15 protein-coding genes and 1 pseudogene are annotated in these 16,019 nt (G+C 66.8%); 9 read left to right on the top strand and 7 right to left on the bottom strand.

What is annotated here, in order from left to right; translation table 11 throughout:
* The 5 genes from IPG50_34435 to IPG50_34415 all read right to left on the bottom strand — a co-directional run bounded on the left by IPG50_34435 (position 1) and on the right by IPG50_34415 (position 5,451).
* Positions 1–1,089, bottom strand: coding sequence for a hypothetical protein (locus IPG50_34435; GenBank protein ID MBK6697249.1), 1,089 nt, complete (start codon positions 1,087–1,089; stop codon positions 1–3).
* A gap of 7 nt (positions 1,090–1,096) precedes the next feature.
* Positions 1,097–1,528 (bottom strand): hypothetical protein, encoded by a 432-nt coding sequence (locus tag IPG50_34430; protein ID MBK6697248.1) that lies wholly within the window; start codon positions 1,526–1,528, stop codon positions 1,097–1,099.
* A gap of 2 nt (positions 1,529–1,530) precedes the next feature.
* Complete coding sequence (locus IPG50_34425) at positions 1,531–1,932, bottom strand: hypothetical protein (GenBank protein MBK6697247.1); 402 nt, start codon at positions 1,930–1,932, stop codon at positions 1,531–1,533.
* 1,381 nt (positions 1,933–3,313) lie between these two features.
* A complete protein-coding gene (locus IPG50_34420) occupies positions 3,314–4,228 on the bottom strand; it encodes a hypothetical protein (protein MBK6697246.1) in 915 nt (304 codons plus the stop codon).
* Complete coding sequence (locus tag IPG50_34415; protein ID MBK6697245.1) at positions 4,225–5,451, bottom strand: hypothetical protein; 1,227 nt, start codon at positions 5,449–5,451, stop codon at positions 4,225–4,227. The genes IPG50_34420 and IPG50_34415 overlap by 4 nt, the downstream gene beginning before the upstream one ends.
* Before the next feature lie 140 nt (positions 5,452–5,591).
* Between IPG50_34415 and IPG50_34410 the strand changes: the two genes are divergently transcribed.
* The 7 genes from IPG50_34410 to IPG50_34380 all read left to right on the top strand — a co-directional run bounded on the left by IPG50_34410 (position 5,592) and on the right by IPG50_34380 (position 12,576).
* Entirely contained in the window at positions 5,592–5,840 is a 249-nt protein-coding gene (locus IPG50_34410; protein MBK6697244.1) for a hypothetical protein, read from the top strand.
* Positions 5,837–6,214 (top strand): PIN domain-containing protein, encoded by a 378-nt coding sequence (locus IPG50_34405; protein ID MBK6697243.1) that lies wholly within the window; start codon positions 5,837–5,839, stop codon positions 6,212–6,214. Before IPG50_34410 ends, IPG50_34405 begins: the two co-directional genes overlap by 4 nt.
* Before the next feature lie 382 nt (positions 6,215–6,596).
* On the top strand, positions 6,597–7,085 hold the full coding sequence (locus IPG50_34400) for a hypothetical protein (protein MBK6697242.1): 489 nt from the start codon (positions 6,597–6,599) through the stop codon (positions 7,083–7,085).
* Positions 7,082–7,777 (top strand): nucleotidyl transferase AbiEii/AbiGii toxin family protein, encoded by a 696-nt coding sequence (locus IPG50_34395; protein MBK6697241.1) that lies wholly within the window; start codon positions 7,082–7,084, stop codon positions 7,775–7,777. The genes IPG50_34400 and IPG50_34395 overlap by 4 nt, the downstream gene beginning before the upstream one ends.
* A 762-nt stretch (positions 7,778–8,539) precedes the next feature.
* Positions 8,540–9,292 (top strand): hypothetical protein, encoded by a 753-nt coding sequence (locus IPG50_34390; GenBank protein ID MBK6697240.1) that lies wholly within the window; start codon positions 8,540–8,542, stop codon positions 9,290–9,292.
* A gap of 754 nt (positions 9,293–10,046) precedes the next feature.
* Positions 10,047–10,925 carry a thermonuclease family protein gene (locus IPG50_34385; protein MBK6697239.1) on the top strand — a complete coding sequence of 293 codons (879 nt, stop codon included), beginning with the start codon at positions 10,047–10,049 and terminating at the stop codon, positions 10,923–10,925.
* A 1-nt stretch (position 10,926) separates the two neighbouring features.
* Positions 10,927–12,576, top strand: a complete 1,650-nt coding sequence (locus IPG50_34380) for an ATP-dependent DNA helicase RecQ (protein ID MBK6697238.1) — start codon at positions 10,927–10,929, stop codon at positions 12,574–12,576.
* A 96-nt stretch (positions 12,577–12,672) separates the two neighbouring features.
* Here the strand turns inward: IPG50_34380 and IPG50_34375 are convergent, their stop codons facing one another.
* Complete coding sequence (locus IPG50_34375; protein ID MBK6697237.1) at positions 12,673–13,089, bottom strand: hypothetical protein; 417 nt, start codon at positions 13,087–13,089, stop codon at positions 12,673–12,675.
* A gap of 109 nt (positions 13,090–13,198) precedes the next feature.
* Complete coding sequence (locus tag IPG50_34370; GenBank protein MBK6697236.1) at positions 13,199–14,335, bottom strand: MBL fold metallo-hydrolase; 1,137 nt, start codon at positions 14,333–14,335, stop codon at positions 13,199–13,201.
* 679 nt (positions 14,336–15,014) lie between these two features.
* Between IPG50_34370 and IPG50_34365 the strand changes: the two genes are divergently transcribed.
* Positions 15,015–15,437, top strand: a complete 423-nt coding sequence (locus tag IPG50_34365) for a hypothetical protein (GenBank protein MBK6697235.1) — start codon at positions 15,015–15,017, stop codon at positions 15,435–15,437.
* 86 nt (positions 15,438–15,523) lie between these two features.
* Positions 15,524–15,778, top strand: a pseudogene (locus IPG50_34360) (Uma2 family endonuclease).
* Positions 15,779–16,019 lie beyond the last annotated feature (241 nt).

The following is a 16,019-nucleotide window of genomic DNA, read 5'->3' as shown; positions in this document are numbered from 1 at the left end:
CTACACCCCGAAGAAGTTCCGCTGGTAGATCTCGATGCGCCGCCGATCGAGGTCGGAGATCGCGCCGCTTACGACGATGAGCTCCGCGATGAGGCCGTTCCACGGCTCCGGCACGCCCTGGCTATTGGTGCCGACCTGGAAGCCGGTCGAGCCAGTCTGGTCGCCTTGAACCGTCCCCGCTGTCTGATTCCTCTCGGTCGCGTTCAGCCAAATTCGCGGAGCGACGCCGCTGCCGGCGTAGCGGTGGCAGCTCTTGAATGCCGCGCTGGCGCTCTGCGTCTCCGGCAGGGTGTTCGCCACCGAGACATTGGCGCTGCCGTTGCTGTAGACGTAGGTGTTTCCGCCGATGTTGAGGAAGAACATGCTCGCCGAGTACGCGGCAGAGCGACGAAGCGAGAAGAACGTTCCGTTGCCGTTCTTCGCCACCGCCAACACCGAATACGCAGCCGCGTCTGGCGTGACCGGATTGTTGAACGTGTTCTCGAGGTACTTGCCGCCGGAGAAGTCGAGCGCCGGCCGACCCCCGATGGCGTTGGGAACCCAAGTCGGCTGAAGCGCACCGGTGCCTTGCGACACGAAGTGATTCGATAGGCCGGACTGGTCCTGCCACGTGGACACGGCGTTGCCCGCCTGCAGCGTGAGGCCCACGTCAGCGCGAAACCAGAGCAGCAAGCCGGGCAGCGCCCGCGGCGACATCGCCGAGCGGACGCCTTCGCCCAAGGTCACGTGCACGCGGAAGGTCACGCTCCACGTTCCGGCCGCCGAGCCCACCAGCTTCCAGCGCAAGAACCGCGCGAGCGGAACGTTGGCCACCTGATTGAGGAACGCTTTCCGCAGAACCGGCGCCGGACCGACGGTGAGCACGTCGACCGAATCCAACGTGACAAACAGGCGCTCGAAATCTGCAGGTGCGGTCTCGAAGAGGAGCGCGAGGGTGCCACTGCCGGGGTTCGTGACTTGCGTCACCTCCACCCAGAAGACCGCGTCCGCGTAGTCCGGCACGTCGAGCCAGTCCTCGGCCGACTGCACGACGGGTGTCGTGTCGGTGCCACGGATGGTGATCCAATCGGTTAGCAGAACGGAGTGCATCGAGACCTCAAGATGCGTGCGGCAGGCACACCGAGTGAGCCGCGACATGAATCCGAAACGTGACCGACCAGTTAGACACGGCCCCCAGCATGTCGAGTCGCCAGCGAAGCCACCGCGCCGTGGGAATCTGCAAGCGCCCGAGGTTGTCGAACATCGGGGCGTTCAGCACGTTTCGAGCGGTAACGACTCCCACGGAGAGCACCACTCTCGTTTGGCCGCTGCCTTGCGGCACGAACAACACGTCGTCTTTGAGCGGCGCGGTCTCGAGCCACAGCGTCGCGATACCTGCCCCGCCGGAGTCGAGCGCGAGCACTTCGACCCAGCCGGTGAAGTCCTGATACGCGGCGAGATCGAGGTATTCGTGCTCCGCCTGCGCGAGGCTGGTGTTGGCCGACGTGCCCTTGATCGTCACGATGTCTTGAAGGAGGAACGGGTGCATGATCAGGCTCCTTCCGCCGACGCGAACGGCGCCACCACAAGCTCGCCACCGCGCAGCACGCGGAAGTCGCTAACAACGGGGTTGAGCGCGAGGACGATTCGGAAAGTGACGTTCCAATCGACGCCGCCAGACGTCGCGATGGCCCAGCGGAGGTGACGCGCCAGGGGCACCGCCGCGACGTTCGCGCGCGACACGGCTGCGTAGACGCCGGGCGCTGTGAGTGTCGCCACCGTCGTCTGCATCGATACCGTCTGAAAGAGCGACTCGTCCTCCGTGGGCGAGGTCTCGAGCTGGAGTTGCAGGGCCGCGTTGAAGGTCACGTCGGACACCTGGATCCACATCGACACGTCGCGAATGCCTTCGAGCTCGAGCCAATCGCTCGCGCTTTGGCGAACGAGAGTCACGCTCGACGGCTGCCGTATCGTCAGCCAGTCCTGCATCACGTGGGCGATCACTCGGCGGAGGCAAACACAGTCTCGCTCGTTCTGCGCGGCCTCGAAAACGTCTCGGTATCGAGGGCAACGCGAGTCGTGCCGTAAGTGCGCGTTTTTTTTTTCGCTATTCGGCGATGTGAATTTCTTGTGCCGGTATCGAGCGTTCAAACCTGCTTTCGCGCGGGCCGCGAAGAGCCCGGGGAATAAAGAGCCGCGCGGTGCATGCGCACTACACCCATAAGCAACCTCGACCTCGACCTCGACCTCGACCTCGACCTCGACCTCGCCCCCCGCCCCCCAAGCCGCTTGGCTTCGCGAGTGGCGACACCGCTCGTTGCGCGCGAGCTATGGGCACGAAGTGGCGGGAAGCGCGCAGCGCTGCCCGCTGCCACAACTGCTGGGTGGACGGCAGAGGCCGATGCCAACGGGGCGGCAAGACTCGCCTGGCTCAAGAAGACGTCGACAACTGCTGCTACCGGGGCTCGCTGGCGTGCCGGGCGTGACGACACACGCGCTGCCGGGTGGACAAGGGCCGCTGCACGAGTCGCCTAGACTCACGGCAACTCTCGGCGTGCACGTGCCAGGTGCGCCGACCCGATGCTCGCCGGTGGCGCGGCACGTTAGCCCAAGCGCGATGTCGCAAGGGTCATCCTCGGGTAGTGCGACCTCGCAGGGTTGGCCCTCGCCAGCACGAGGCACGCACGTCCGCGCGGAAGGGCGGCCCCCGTCGGGAAGGGCTGCCCCAAGAACGCAGGCGAGCGACCACGCGCAGCTGCCAGAGCTGACGCCTCCGACCAAACAGAACTCGTTCACACCGCGAGGCGTGTCGCGGGCAAACGTTGGCCCACAGACGCCGCCGGAGCAGCCGTTCTTCTCGCCGGCACATTGCGCGTTGGACACGCAAGCCGAGCCGGCGGGCAAGTCTCCGCGGACCTTGCACAGGTCATCCATCGTCGCCGGGACCACGTCGTCACAACTGCGGCCTCCGAGCGCAGCGGCGCACGCCTGAATGGCTTCGCCGATTCCTGGGCGCTCTTGACACAGCGCCGCCTGACACTCGATCTCGTATCGCTTCACGCAAACCGCAGCGTCAGCCCCGTACTCCCAGTCAAAGGGCACGGGGGTGCAGGACTTGAGACGATCGCAGCGCGCGCGCGCGAAGGCGCTGCACGCTTCGATCCGAGTTGGCGGCGTCGGGGCCGAGTTGTCTGCCGTGGCGCACGACGCGATGGCCAGCAAGCCGCATAAAACGCCGGCGACGACGCCGTTCACGGTCGCCTCGGAGGATCGGCCGGAAGGTGCAGGAGACCTTCGACTACGGTGACCGAACTCGCCGTCCACCCGGCGCGCATCACAGAGGCCGCTGCGTGTACAGAATGACGGGGCGCACGCGACCATCCTGACTCTCTGTGAAGTAGATGCGGCAACCGCTCGCACCGAGCCAGCTGACGCGCTGCTCGAACCCATGGAGCAGCATCGAGCTTTGGAACGCGAGTACTTCCTCTACGAACCGAAACGGCTCGTCGGGGCCCGCGCGCCGCAACATGCCGTCGAACGGCAGAACGCCATTGCCGTCGGCCGAGGCAGCACCCAGTCCGCCCAATTTCACGACGAGCCTCGCGCTGCGCCAGCCCTCCGGCGTGCGCGTCCGCTCGTAGAGCCCGTTGTCGCCAGCCTGCACGAAGAACACCGTCCCCTCGTGCGCGGCCACGGCGGCTCGCTCCATTGGGTCCTCCAGCACGGGTGCCGCGTCCATGACATAGACGTTGGTGTCTCCGTCGCGAACCGCTCGCCGAAGCCGGGGGTCGCGGTCGAAGTTCGGGAACTCGCGCTTGAGCGTGCTCACGAAATAGAGCCGCCGTCCGTCGCCGCTCACGCTCAACGACGCGATGCCATCAAGCGACTCGAAGCCCCGAAGGCGCACAAACTCCAGGAACTTCCCCCTCAGATCTTCACGCCGCGAAACGTAGACCCGAGGCCCTTCGTGCACGAAGAGGGTGAGTTCATCGTCTGTCAGCGTCGGATCGACGAACGGGATGGCGTCTTTGCCGCCTTCTTCGGTGGCGTGGTAGACCCCCTCCCCGCTGTAGCGACTCCGGTACGGTTTCGCGAGGTCGCACGTGCCGTCAGACGACAGCGTCGGAGAGGCGTCACGCGCGCCGCCGTCGACGCCCGTCGTGTCGGGCTCTGCTGTCTGACCGCACGAGACGGCTTGAACGCCAATGAGCGCGAGCCAACAAGCCGTGCGTGTGCCCGCGGCGCTCATGTGCGAATTCTCGGGGGCCAAGTCGGCACGTCGAATCGCGACAGGTCCCCCCGTAGCGACGGGACGTCCGAGTAGAGGATGGCTCCCTTCATCCTATCGAGCGGTTCGCCGTCGCTGCCGAGGATCGGCTCGTTCGCCGGATCTGTGCGCACCGCAAAGTCGAGCGCGCGGTCAGAGACTTTGCCGGGGCATTCGAGCGAGGTGTGCTCGAGCCAGAAGAAGCCACGTCCGCGGCCCCGGACGCATGAGCCCCAGACTCGCCCGTTCGGGGGCGCGCCATGCACCGCTCCATTGACCCGCAACAACGAACCTCGCACGTGCACGTCCTCGATGTTCTCAACCAGCATGCACCCCCCAGGGTCGTTGTCGATGAACAGTGCGTCAAAGAAGCAGTTCGTGAAGTGACAATCGGCGATGTGATAGTGGGGGTCCCGGAGACGGTCGCTGACGCCTCGAACCTCAATGTCGTAGCCCTCCGCCTCCCAGTACGAGCTGCCAACGTTCGTGAAGAGCGCCGTGTGCCAATCACCCTCCATCAGGAGAGTCTTGCCCTTGGTCTTGTGGTAGTCGAGCGGCAACGCCGGTCGCGGCTCGGGTCTGGCGGGAACCGATGCGCCACCACGTACCGGCGGCGGCGCGTTGACAGGGTACGGCCACACCCACACATCGCTAATGCCCAAGCCCGAGGGCGCCAAGGTCCGGCCGGCTTCCTTCAACTCGCCCACGTTGTACCTGTCGAAGTTCCAAAAGACGTAGTCGTTCGACGTCATGCCGAGCTTGCCGAAGACGAGGTTCTTCACGGCCGTGTTGTGGTTCATGTACACGACCGCGCGCCGGCCGCGTCCGCCGGGCGGCGCGACCCAATTCGCGGCGCTTTGCGGCGGGAAGATGACCGCCGATTGACCGATGCCCACGAGGATCACGTTGGGCTTCATCCGGATCTCTTCGAAGTAGACGCCTGGCGTGACCAGGATGGTCCACGTGTCTTGAGGCGCTGCGAGGATGACCTCACCGTTCGCCTTCTTGCTCGGGAGCGGCACGACGCTCATCGCCTCGCCGATGGTCCGGAAGTCAGACCGCAAGGCTCCAAGCCCTGGCACGGAGCCAATCCCGCCGGGCCCCACCACGAGCGTGCGTTGATTCACCGCCGACGACGCGGTGCCGACAGGCGCGAACGGATCGCCACCGGGGAACCCACGAAACGGCTTGATCACTCTAGGCATGCGGCAGGACCTCTTACGCGTGGTGCCGTGCTTGGTACCCCAAGAACGTTACTGGACGGAGTCTGGTCAGTCGACGGGTGCGAAGGACCCTAGTCACCTCGACCTCACCCGCCGCCGCCGCGCGATGTTATGCTGATGTTATGTCAATTCGCCGCATCACCATCAGCGTGCCGAGCGACGTCGCCGCGCGCATCAAGAAGGCAGCCGGCGCCTCGCCCGTATCGGCGTGGGTGACCGAGCTCATCGAGGAGCACTTGGATGAGCAGGAGTTGGCCCGAAGGTGGGACGAATTCTGTCGAGAGGTGGCGCCGACTCGCAGCGAGACGCGCCGAGCGGGCGAGCTTTACAAGCGATTGGTTAAGCAGCCCAAGAGGCGCCGCGCGGCATGAAGGCGGGCGTCGTCCTCGACGCGGGGGCGTTCATTGCGCTCGAACGCCGCGATCCGACGATGGTTGAGCTTGCGCGTCTCTTCGTTCGGAACCGGACGCCGCTGGTCACGCCAGCGGGAGTCGTCGCGCAGATCTGGCGCGGTGGTGAAGGTCGTCAGGCGCCGGTGGCGCTCCTCCTTCGATCGGTCGCTGTGGCTGATCTGACCGCGGCCGTCGCTCGGCACCTTGGACGGATCCTTGGAGCGACCCGAACAGCCGACCCGACCGATGCGCACGTCGCGTTTCTGGCGCGGGAGCGAAAATGGGCGGTCTTGTCGTCTGACGTTGACGACCTTCTGCGAATCGATCCGACACTCCGCGTCGAACGCATCTGAGGAAGAGGGCGGCCGAACGGACGTGTCGCTTCGTTTGTGGATTGGGGAGGGAGCGCCCGAGGGAGTTGCGACAACAACTGGTCTGCCGCGCGGCACGACGCGATGGCCAGCAAACGGGATCGACCAATGTGGCCACGGCTCGGAGCGGACGCGCGGGCTCCGATTCCCGCGCCGTCGGGTCCTGGCCGTGCGCGAGCCGTGATGGGCTCGCGCCACCACTGGGGGACACGTGGTGGAATTGCCGTGTCATTTCTTAGTGGCCCTTCACGGGGATGGGCCCCTATGGGGCTACTATTACTGGTGATTTGCAATTTGCAAATCACAGCTAGACTAAGGCGGTGAGGCTTCCATGGCTCTCCGCTTGAAACCCCAAGATGTCGTCGTGGCGCTGAAGCTCGTCGCACGCGGCATCTCTGATTGGACCCAGCCCGAGCTTGCTCGCTCGGTTCATCTGAGTGCGGGCGAAGTGAACCATGGGCTGAAGCGCCTCGCGGCCTGCCACCTCTTCAACGTGCGCGAGCGTCGCGTGGCTCGGGCGGCGCTTCATGAGTTCCTTGTTGGTGGACTCCGGTACGTGTTCCCGGCGCAACTCGGTCTCGTCGGGCAGGGAATGGCCACCGCTTTCACCGTCGGCCCTCTCGCGGAGAAGCTGAGGCTCGGCGATGAGGATGGAGTTGTATGGGCAGTGCCGAAGGCGGTGGGTCAGGCGCGTGGGCGCGTGATTGAGCCGCTCTACCGGACTGTGCCTCTGGCGGCCGCGGAGGATCCCCTTCTGTACGAGTACCTCGCGCTTGCAGACACGCTTCGCGTAGGCAGGGCACGCGAGCGGGCCATGGCGCGCGACGAGTTGGCGAAGAGGCTGCTCGCGTGAGCTCGCGCCGCGCGAGTGCTCGCCACGCCATCGCCACGGTCGCGCGCGGCTTTGGGGACGAGGTCCCACGCGTTGTCTTCGTCGGGGGCACCGTCACGGCGCTCTATCCGCTTGAGGGCGGCGTCGATGTTCGTCCAACCATCGACGTTGACTGCGTCGTCGACGTCGCAACCACGGCCGAGTACTACGCCTACGTTTCTCGCCTGCGCTCGCGAGGCTTTCGGGAATGCACCGATGAGAACGCCCCGCTGTGCAGGCTCGTCTACGCTGGCATTCGCGTCGACATCGTCGCTGCAAGGGAGACTGGCATCGGCCCAACCAACCGCTGGTACGGCGATGCCCTAGCGTGCCCTGCGTCCTACTCTGTCGCGGACGTCGAGATCCTCGCAATTGCGCCCGTGTACTTCGTGGCCACCAAGCTCGAGGCGTTTCGCGGGCGTGGCCGCGGCGACTACCAGGCGAGCCACGATCTGGAGGACGTCCTTGCGGTGATTGCCGGCTTGCCGTCACTGCGCGCCCAGGTCGGCGGTGAACAGACTGCCGTTGCCAACTTCGTTCGCGCGGAGCTCAGGCAGCTCGCCAAACTCGAGCGTTTTGTTGACGCGGTCCCCGGACACTTCGACGGCGACGCCGCGGGCCAAGCACGCGCAACGCTTGTCCTCGAATGGCTATCGATGTTGGCTTCCGCATGAGCGGGCCTGGTGAGGCTGGCGTTGGCAGGCAGAACTCGTTGAGGAGGTTCGGCGGAGAGAATTCGCCCCGTCGGAGCGTCCGACACCACTTCGCCAACGCCTCCGTGGGGACCACCACGAGCACGCATACAGGGCACTCGAGGCGAGCCCGCAACGTCGCCGCGTAGACCGGCCACGAGTAGCGTTTCCTCGAATCCCAATCGAGCTGCACCTCGACGATCACCCCCAACACCGAGTCGCCATCCTCGAGCACCACCACGAGATCGGCCCGGTAGGCCGTCGGCGCCAGCTCCGTCAAATCCGCGAAGTCGGTTCGCGCCGGGGCATGCACGGGCACCTCCACGCCGAGCACCCGAAGCTGCTCCGCCGCCAGCAGAGGGCGCGTCTGGAACAGCGCGAGCAGCACCTCGTGCTCGAAGGAGACCATGCAGGACTCTTCGGCGGCCCCACTGGAGAAGTTGCTCCGCGCTTCTCAGAATTCTCACGATTCCCACCGTTCTCACCATTCTCACGAGCCACCGCGGTGTTCGTGAGAATCCCGAGGCTCGCGGCTCGCTGGGCCGACGCTAACTGCGCGAACGCTCGTGCCTCGTCGGCCTCGCACGCCATCCCACGCGCTGGCACGCGCGCTGCTTTAGCCACCTCCATCGCGAGGGCGCGCACGGTGCGCGGCCCCGCGACGAACGCCTGAAGAGATCGTGCAAGCCGCTCGGGCGCCTCGTAGGTCGCCCGAGCGCAGCGACGCACGAATGGAGAATTGTCATGTCAAAGTTCGAAGCCCCCAGCACCCAAACCGTTCTCGCCACCCCGAAGCGCGCCTTCGTCTTCCTTGCGGCCCTCGGCATGGATGCCGAGCTGCAAGACGAGATGAACCAGCACGGCTACCGGCCCGAAGACCACGAAGAGGGCTGGCGACTCCTCTTGAAGGCGTCGAGCTCGAAGATCCGCTTCGTGGGGCGCCAGTCGCTCGCCGCTGCGGCCATCCAGGCGCTCGACGCGTGGGACGAAGTCGGCTTCCTGAAGGCGCAAGCGGCGCTCGTGCACCGCTTCCCGGCGCAGGCCGAGTTCATCTTCGCCGATCTGGGGCCCAGCCAAGGCCCCGCCGCCGTGCTCGGCGTGGCGACCTTCCTCGATCGCCTCGACGCGCTCGAGAAAGGCACGGGACGCGAAGACACGCGCGACGCTGACGCGAAGGCGCTCGAGTTGCTCGCAATCCGCGGCATCGGCACCGACGAGCGCGCACGACTCCGCGCGCTCATTGGGGATGCGCAGCTCGCGCCCAAGGTCGATCCCCAAGGCACCGCCGCGCTCGAGGCGGCGCACGAGGTCGACATGCTCGCGCTCTATGCCTGGTACTTCGAGTGGTCGGAGCGCGCGCGCGCCATCTTCACCAACCGCGCCGCGCGCATCCAGCTCGGCATTGCCAAGCGCCGCAAGCCCAACGGCGAGGAGATCGACGAGGCCGCTTCGCCTGCGCCGGTGGCCGCGGCCAATGCGCCCGGAGGGGCTGGCTGAGCACGTGCTCGAGGTGGGCGAGTCGAAAGCAGGGCCGCCATCACACGCGAAGCACAAGGGAGCCGCGTCGTGCGCAAGCGCGCAGGGCGCGGCTCCGTGGTGCACGCCCCGTTTTCGACAAACTCCGTCTCATTGTCGGCGAAGAGCGTCTCAGTGTTGGAAGCTGAACCTCCACGCTCGGCTCCGAGACCTTCCGCGATGGGCGGAGACGCTTCCGTCACGAGCGCGGTAGCTCCGTTTTCGGCGAGGCGACCTTCCCGCTCGGGAAGTCGAGGATCCGCCACGGGTTTCGAGCCTCCGTTTTTCGTCTCCGAAGGCTCCTTGCCGACCGGGGTCGCTTCCGTCTCCTGAGACCTCGCTCCGCGGGCGGACGACGGGCCTTCGTTGCTGGAGATCGAGCCTTCATTACCGGGCCATCAAGGCATTTCCGCGGTTTATGAAGGCTCGCCTGCGGACAACGAAGCTTCCGCTCCCGAGCGCGGAGGTGCGCGAGCCACCACGCAAGGCTCTCGTCTGGACAACGAAGCACCGCGCCCGAGCAAGGAAGGCTCACGTGCGAGCGCGGAAGCACTCGCGGCCATTCACGGAGCTGTTCGCGCCGTCACAGAACGTTGGTCACCCGAACGCGAAGCCCCCTTCCCCGTCGCGCAAGGCGTCGGCTCCACCACGCAAAGCCCGAGCGCCGTCGCGGAAGCATGCGCCGCCGCGCGGGAACTCATTTTTCCATCAACCCGCCTCAACTCTCGGTCACGCCATGTTCATTCCCCTCTACGAAGCCCTCGATGGCTGGATTCTTCTCCCTGGTTACGCGCCGGATGGCGATTCCGTGCGGTTCTTTGCCAAAGAGCCTGCGCGCTTCGAGGCCCTCCGCCGCTCGCGTCTATTAAGGAGGGGCGCAACCGACGGGAGCGTGCAGCTTCGGCTCGAAGGCATCGACGCGCCCGAGCTCCACTACGCGCAAGCGTGCCAGCCGCGCGGCGAGAGCGCCCGCGACGCGCTCCTCGCGTGGCTCGGTGTCACGGGCGTGCAGTTCGCGGCCGACGCGACCACGATCATCGCCGCGACTCCGCCCGCTGTGCCCGTGACGCTCTTGGCTAACGCGGTCGACGCGCACGGACGAGTCATCGCGTACGTCCTTCCGCCACGCCAGGGTGCGCGCGCCAAGCGCCACCGCGCCACGCCCGAGCTCGTGCGCACGAGCGCTACCCACGCGATGCTCGAAGGGGGACACGTGTACCCGCTCGCGTACACCTCGATGCCCGAGGTGCACCGCAAGCTGTTCCGCGACGTGGCGCGCCGCGCGCGCGCCAAGCGTGTCGGCATCTGGCGCGACGACGCCACGAAGAGCGGCTTCGTGCTCCACGGCGCACGCTCCGTGGGCCCCCACGGCGCGCTGATCCTGCCGAAGCTCTTTCGCCGCTGCATGGAGTTTCTGACCAAGCGCTACGCCGAGAGCTTCACGGGCACTTTCCTCGAGTGGCTAGCAAGCCACGGGTCCGGCGGCGCGCCGAAGCCGGACCGCGTGGTCCTTCGGCACGCCGCGAATGTTCCTCTCTCGTCCCTGCTCCATTCGCAGTCCCCCACCCTCTCGCTCCGCGCCGATCTGACCGAGCTCATCTTCGTGGAGTCCTGAGATGCAACCTCTCCCCGTAAACGTGAACGTGCCCGTGCCCGTGGACGAATCGCCTGTCCGCGAGCCCGACCACGACCCCGACCACGACCCCGACCCCGACCCCGACCCCGACCCCGACCGCGACCTCGACCTCGACCTCGACCTCGACCTCGACCTCGACCTCGACCTCGACCACGACCACGACCTCGACCCCGACCCCGACCCCGACCCCGACCTCGACCGCGACCCCCGCTGGCCTCTCCTCTCTTCTCTCGCCCTCTCTCGCTTCGGCGTCTCTTCCTTCCGCCCTGGCCAGCGCGAGCTCATTGGGTCCGTCCTCGCGGGACGCGATGCGCTGGGGGTCTTGCCCACTGGCGGCGGCAAGTCGCTCGCGTACCAATTGCCTTCGCTCGTCCTGGGCGGTCCCGTCGTCGTGGTCTCCCCGCTCATCGCGCTCATGAAGGACCAATGCGATCACTTGGACGACGCCAACATCGACGCTGCCGAGCTGGACTCGACGCTCACTGCGAGCGAGGAGCGCGACACTGAGCGTGAGATCCGCGCCGGCGAGCATCCGCTCATCTACGTGACGCCCGAGCGGCTCCGCACCGAAGCGTGTCTTCGCATGCTCCGCGCGCGGGGGGTGAAGCTCCTCGCCATCGACGAAGCGCACTGCGTCTCCGCGTGGGGTCACGACTTCCGCCCCGCGTACATGGCCATCGCCAAGGCCGCCGAGGCGCTCGGGCGACCGCCCATCTTGGCGCTCACTGCGACGGCCACGAGCGAGACCGCCGCCGACATCGTGCGCGCGCTCGGGCTTCGCGCGCCGCTCGTCGTGCGCACGAGCGTCGTCCGCCCGAACCTCGCTTTTCACGTCGAGCGCACCGTCAACGAGATGGCCAAGCGCGTCGCGCTCTTGCGGCTCTTCGACGACGAGCCAGGCCCCGGCATCGTCTACACGGCGACGGTGAAGAAGGCCGATGAACTCTACCGCTGGACGGCGGCGTCACGCATCCCGGTGGCGCGCTACCACGGGCGCATGAGCGCGGCCGATCGCGAGCGGAGCCGCGCGCACTTCATGGACGGCACGGTGCGCGTGATGATCGCGACCAAGGCCTTCGGCATGGGCATCGACAAACCCGACACGCGCTTCGTGGTGCACTACCAAGTGCCCGACTCCATCGAGAGCTACGCGCAAGAGGCCGGCCGCGCAGGCCGCGACGGACGAAGCGCGCGGTGCGTGCTCCTGTATCGACTCGAGGACAAGAGCGTGCAGACGTTCTTCATCGCGCGGAAGTACGCGACGCGAGGGGAGATCGCGAAGGTCGTGGCGGCGGCGGGGCGGGCGGGCGTGGGAGCCGGGGAACGCAGCGGCGACGAGCTGCGGGCGATCGCGCTCGAGACCGGGGTCTCGGTGAAGAGGGTCGACGCGATCTTGGGTTGCCTCGCGCGCCTTGAGAGCGGCGGCGGCGGGCGAGACGCGGGCGGCGATGCGTGCGGCGCGATCGCGGCCGAGTACGAACGGCGACGCACGCGCGACGCCGAGCGGCTCGCGGCGATGCTCCACTACGCGCAGAGCACGCAGTGCCGACGCGTCGCCGTCGCCGAGTACTTCGGTGAAGCGGGGAGCGCGCGATGCGGGCGGTGCGATGCGTGCGAGGGGGGCAGGTAGCAGGCGGGAGGCTGAGCCTGAGCAAGAGGGCTGAGGCTGGGCGAGAAGGCTGAGGGGGCGAACCCACTGAATGCGCCGACCCCTGCAGGGCAATGCCTATTCGGCAGCGAGCGGGACGACATCGAGCACGACACCGGAGCGAGCGCGGAACGACCCGCCGTAGCCTTCGTCCTCGTTTCCGATTGCGCTCTCGACAACAACGAGAAATCGCCCGTCGCTGCCGAGTTCGCTCCCGATCTCGAGACCCAAAAGTGTGTCGTCGCGCTCCGGAATCAAAACGTCCGCGACGTCATCGAAACGAAGGTGCACCACATGGCGCTTCGTGACCCTGAAGCAGCCGCGTGCATCCGTTTCACGCGTCATCTCGAACGCGTGGAGTCTAAACATCACGGCGCCTCCACCAGCACGGTCGAGCCGCACGCCCTCGATGCGCGCGTCGTGGAACGAAGGCCAGTACCCAAACGCGTTCACGACGAGCTCTGCGCCACTCACGTGCTTCGGGGTTTCGACCACGGCAACCTCGTCGAAGTCAGGCGTACCACATCGCGCGGTCACCCTTCCGCGAAGACCTCGGCGGCCGGCTGTTGAATCCGAGCCTCGCGGCCTGGCCTCGTCCAACGATCTACTTGCAGTTGCAGCCGCGCACGCCCTCCGCGAGCGTCCATCCGGAAGGCGTGTCATCAAGGCGGACAGTCTGCTTGGAAGCGCCGCCGCTGCGGCACAACGTGCAGACACGCGCCTTTTCACCGAGGAAGGCCGGTCCCGGACGCTTCTTGTAGTTCCCGTCGCTCCGAACCCACACGACGTTCGCGGCCGCCCGAGACACGGTCACATACGCAGTCTTGTTCGCCTCGGACCCGTGGTGCGGTGCCGTCACGGCGAGCGTGCGGCTCGTTCCGGGAACGCGGCCGCACGCCAGATCGGAGTCAGCTGCGAAGAGGACCGGCGTGTCGTCGTCCGTCTGGGGCGCGAGGAACACCAAGGACTCGCGGTTGGCCACGCTGAGAGCCAAGAAGTGAAGCGCGCCGAGTTTCCGCAGGGCGTGACGCTTGGTCAGTTCGACCGAGTTGAGCGGGTAAAGGAACGGCTCGCCGCCAGAAGGTGGGGCCCGATTAACGTTCACCTCGTCGAAGTCGAACCATCGAAGCCGCGCCCCGTGGTGATGCGCAGCGCGCGCAACGTCGCGGATGCGAACCGCGGTCTGCACTGCGTCGATCCATAGCTGCCACTTGGGGGCGTTGGGGCCGTGGAACCCAGGCCACATCTCGGCCCATGGCAGCCACCAAGCAGGATGTGCCGACGCGCTGAGAAGATCCGGCTCGAGGCGTTCTTCGTGTTCCAACGCTGCTCCGAGCAGTTCGGGATCGAAGTCTGTCGTCGATTCGCCGCGAGGGAGCTCCCCCTCAGCAATCTTCTCGAGGTCGGCACCTCCTTCCGCATTGTGAACATCGTGGTGAAGCTCTTGGAGGAAGGAGGCCTGGTCACGACACAGATCTTCGAGGCGTGATGACCAGCGCCCGGGAAGCCAGACCTCTCGGATAGGCACGAGCGACGACTCGAGCAGCCCGATAAGGCCTTCCGCATGATCGGCGTCGGCGTGGGTGCACACGACTACGTCGATGTTCGAGGTCGCAAGGGACACCTGTCCCGCGAGCGATGACCGCGCTCGCCCCCCATCCACAAGGACGATCTTCCCGTCGGCTCGCTCCAACAAGAACGCGTCGCCTTGTCCAACGGGTATCGCGGTGAGCTTGGCCACTGGGCGACTCTACGATCGCGACCATGGCCTCGTCGATGGCTCGGTGCAGGGTATGTGGCGGGCGGCAAGGGCCGCGAGGCTGCTGAGGCTGAGCGAGAAGGCTGAGGGGCTAACCCACTGAATGCTGCGTGCTCCAGGGCGGGCCGTGCCGCTCCCACTAGCTTCGGAGACGCGCGCGACGATGCCGGTAGCATGGGGGTAGCGCGTGCCGTTCGGCGATGGGTGCCCTGGTGGTTCCCGCCCGAGGGGCCGGAACTGGACCGGGGAACGGGGAGCCGGGAATGCGCTACGCTGACGCGGTTCTGGGGGAGTGATGCGACACGCGACGGCAACGGCGCTTCTCTTGCTAACAAGTTGCGCAGCGGGATACCGAACGGCGTCGGAGCAGTGCTGGGGGCAACTGCGCGGCAGCCAATTCGGAAGCGCGCTGTCTGGCCAGCAGCGGAGCCAGGTCGCAGACGCCATCGAGCGCCAGCGTTGCACCGCGCTCGAGCAGGAGGAACGTGCGGTAGCCCGCGTTCGGCAGGCCGAACGCTCTCAGCGCGAGGTTGAGACCGAGGCCGAGGCACGTCGGCGTCGAGACGCTACTGCCCGTCAGCAACAGGCGCAGCGATCACATGCGGCCACCGAGTTAGCGAAACTTCGTCGTTCACCGAAGGCACCCGAGGTTGGGGGGACAATGGCCGAAGCGGGCGTCATCTGCGACCAACAAGGTGGTGTCTCGACCATCCACGACGGGAAGGTGATCTGTGCACTCGACGGCATCACGGTCTTCGTCTGCACGACAGGAGACGACGTTCGGTTGAACCGTTGCGATGTCTACCACGAGGGAGGCGACCTGGCGGCGTTTCGGCGCGAGAGCGAGGCGCAGTTCGGGCCGCCTACGCGCGAGGCGATCTCTCCGAAGGGCTTTCGAGTGTTCATGTGGGAACGCGGCAAAGCAACGGTCGCCGTGAGCATGTACGGCGCCGGCGTCCGCACGACCGTCAGCCACGAGCGCGTTGAAGCCGATGAGGCCGCTCGCGTCCAAGACGCCGGGGTCGAGGAGCCAAATCCCTATGAAAGCAAATCCTCGCCAGCGCCTTCGCCGTTCGCCAGATAGGATCTGCCGGTGCGATCCATCGGGGTGATGCTCGCTGGGCTCGTGATCGGCTGGGCCGCATTCGCGACGGAAGGCCTTAGTTCACGCTTGCGCCGGATTGGGCATGCGAAGTCCTCTCGCCCGCGACGGAGGCCTTCGACCGCGGCGACAAGATGAACCTCTACGCGCGCGAAGGGCTCGCCTGCCTTTGGCTCGTGACGCCGCGAACGCGGACGCTCGAGGCGTACCGGCTGCGTGACCTTCGCTGGGAGCGTCTGGGCGCGTGGTCCGACGAAGCGGTCGTGCGCGTGGAGCCTTTCGAGGCGATGGAGCTTCGGCTGGAAGAGCTCTGGCGGGTGTGACCTCAGGGAGGGTCCCACGACCGCGACCGCGACCTCCGCCTCGTCGGTGACGACCGGGATCGCGCTCGGGCCTATCACCAGCGGCGCAAACGAGAAGTTCGGGCCCACCTCCCAGGCGCCCGACACCAGTTCGCCAGGGCCTCCGTGGGCGTGACAACATCGCGCGCGGCGAGGCCACCGAGGCCGTCGCCGCCGACGAGATCGCCGCGCGATTGGCGGGGTGGCAACGTAGGCGCGGGGA

The organism is Myxococcales bacterium (assembly GCA_016703425.1).
In the GTDB taxonomy this organism is placed as follows: Bacteria; Myxococcota_A; Polyangia; order Polyangiales; family Polyangiaceae; genus JADJCA01.
This window is presented reverse-complemented; position numbering and strand designations above follow the sequence as displayed.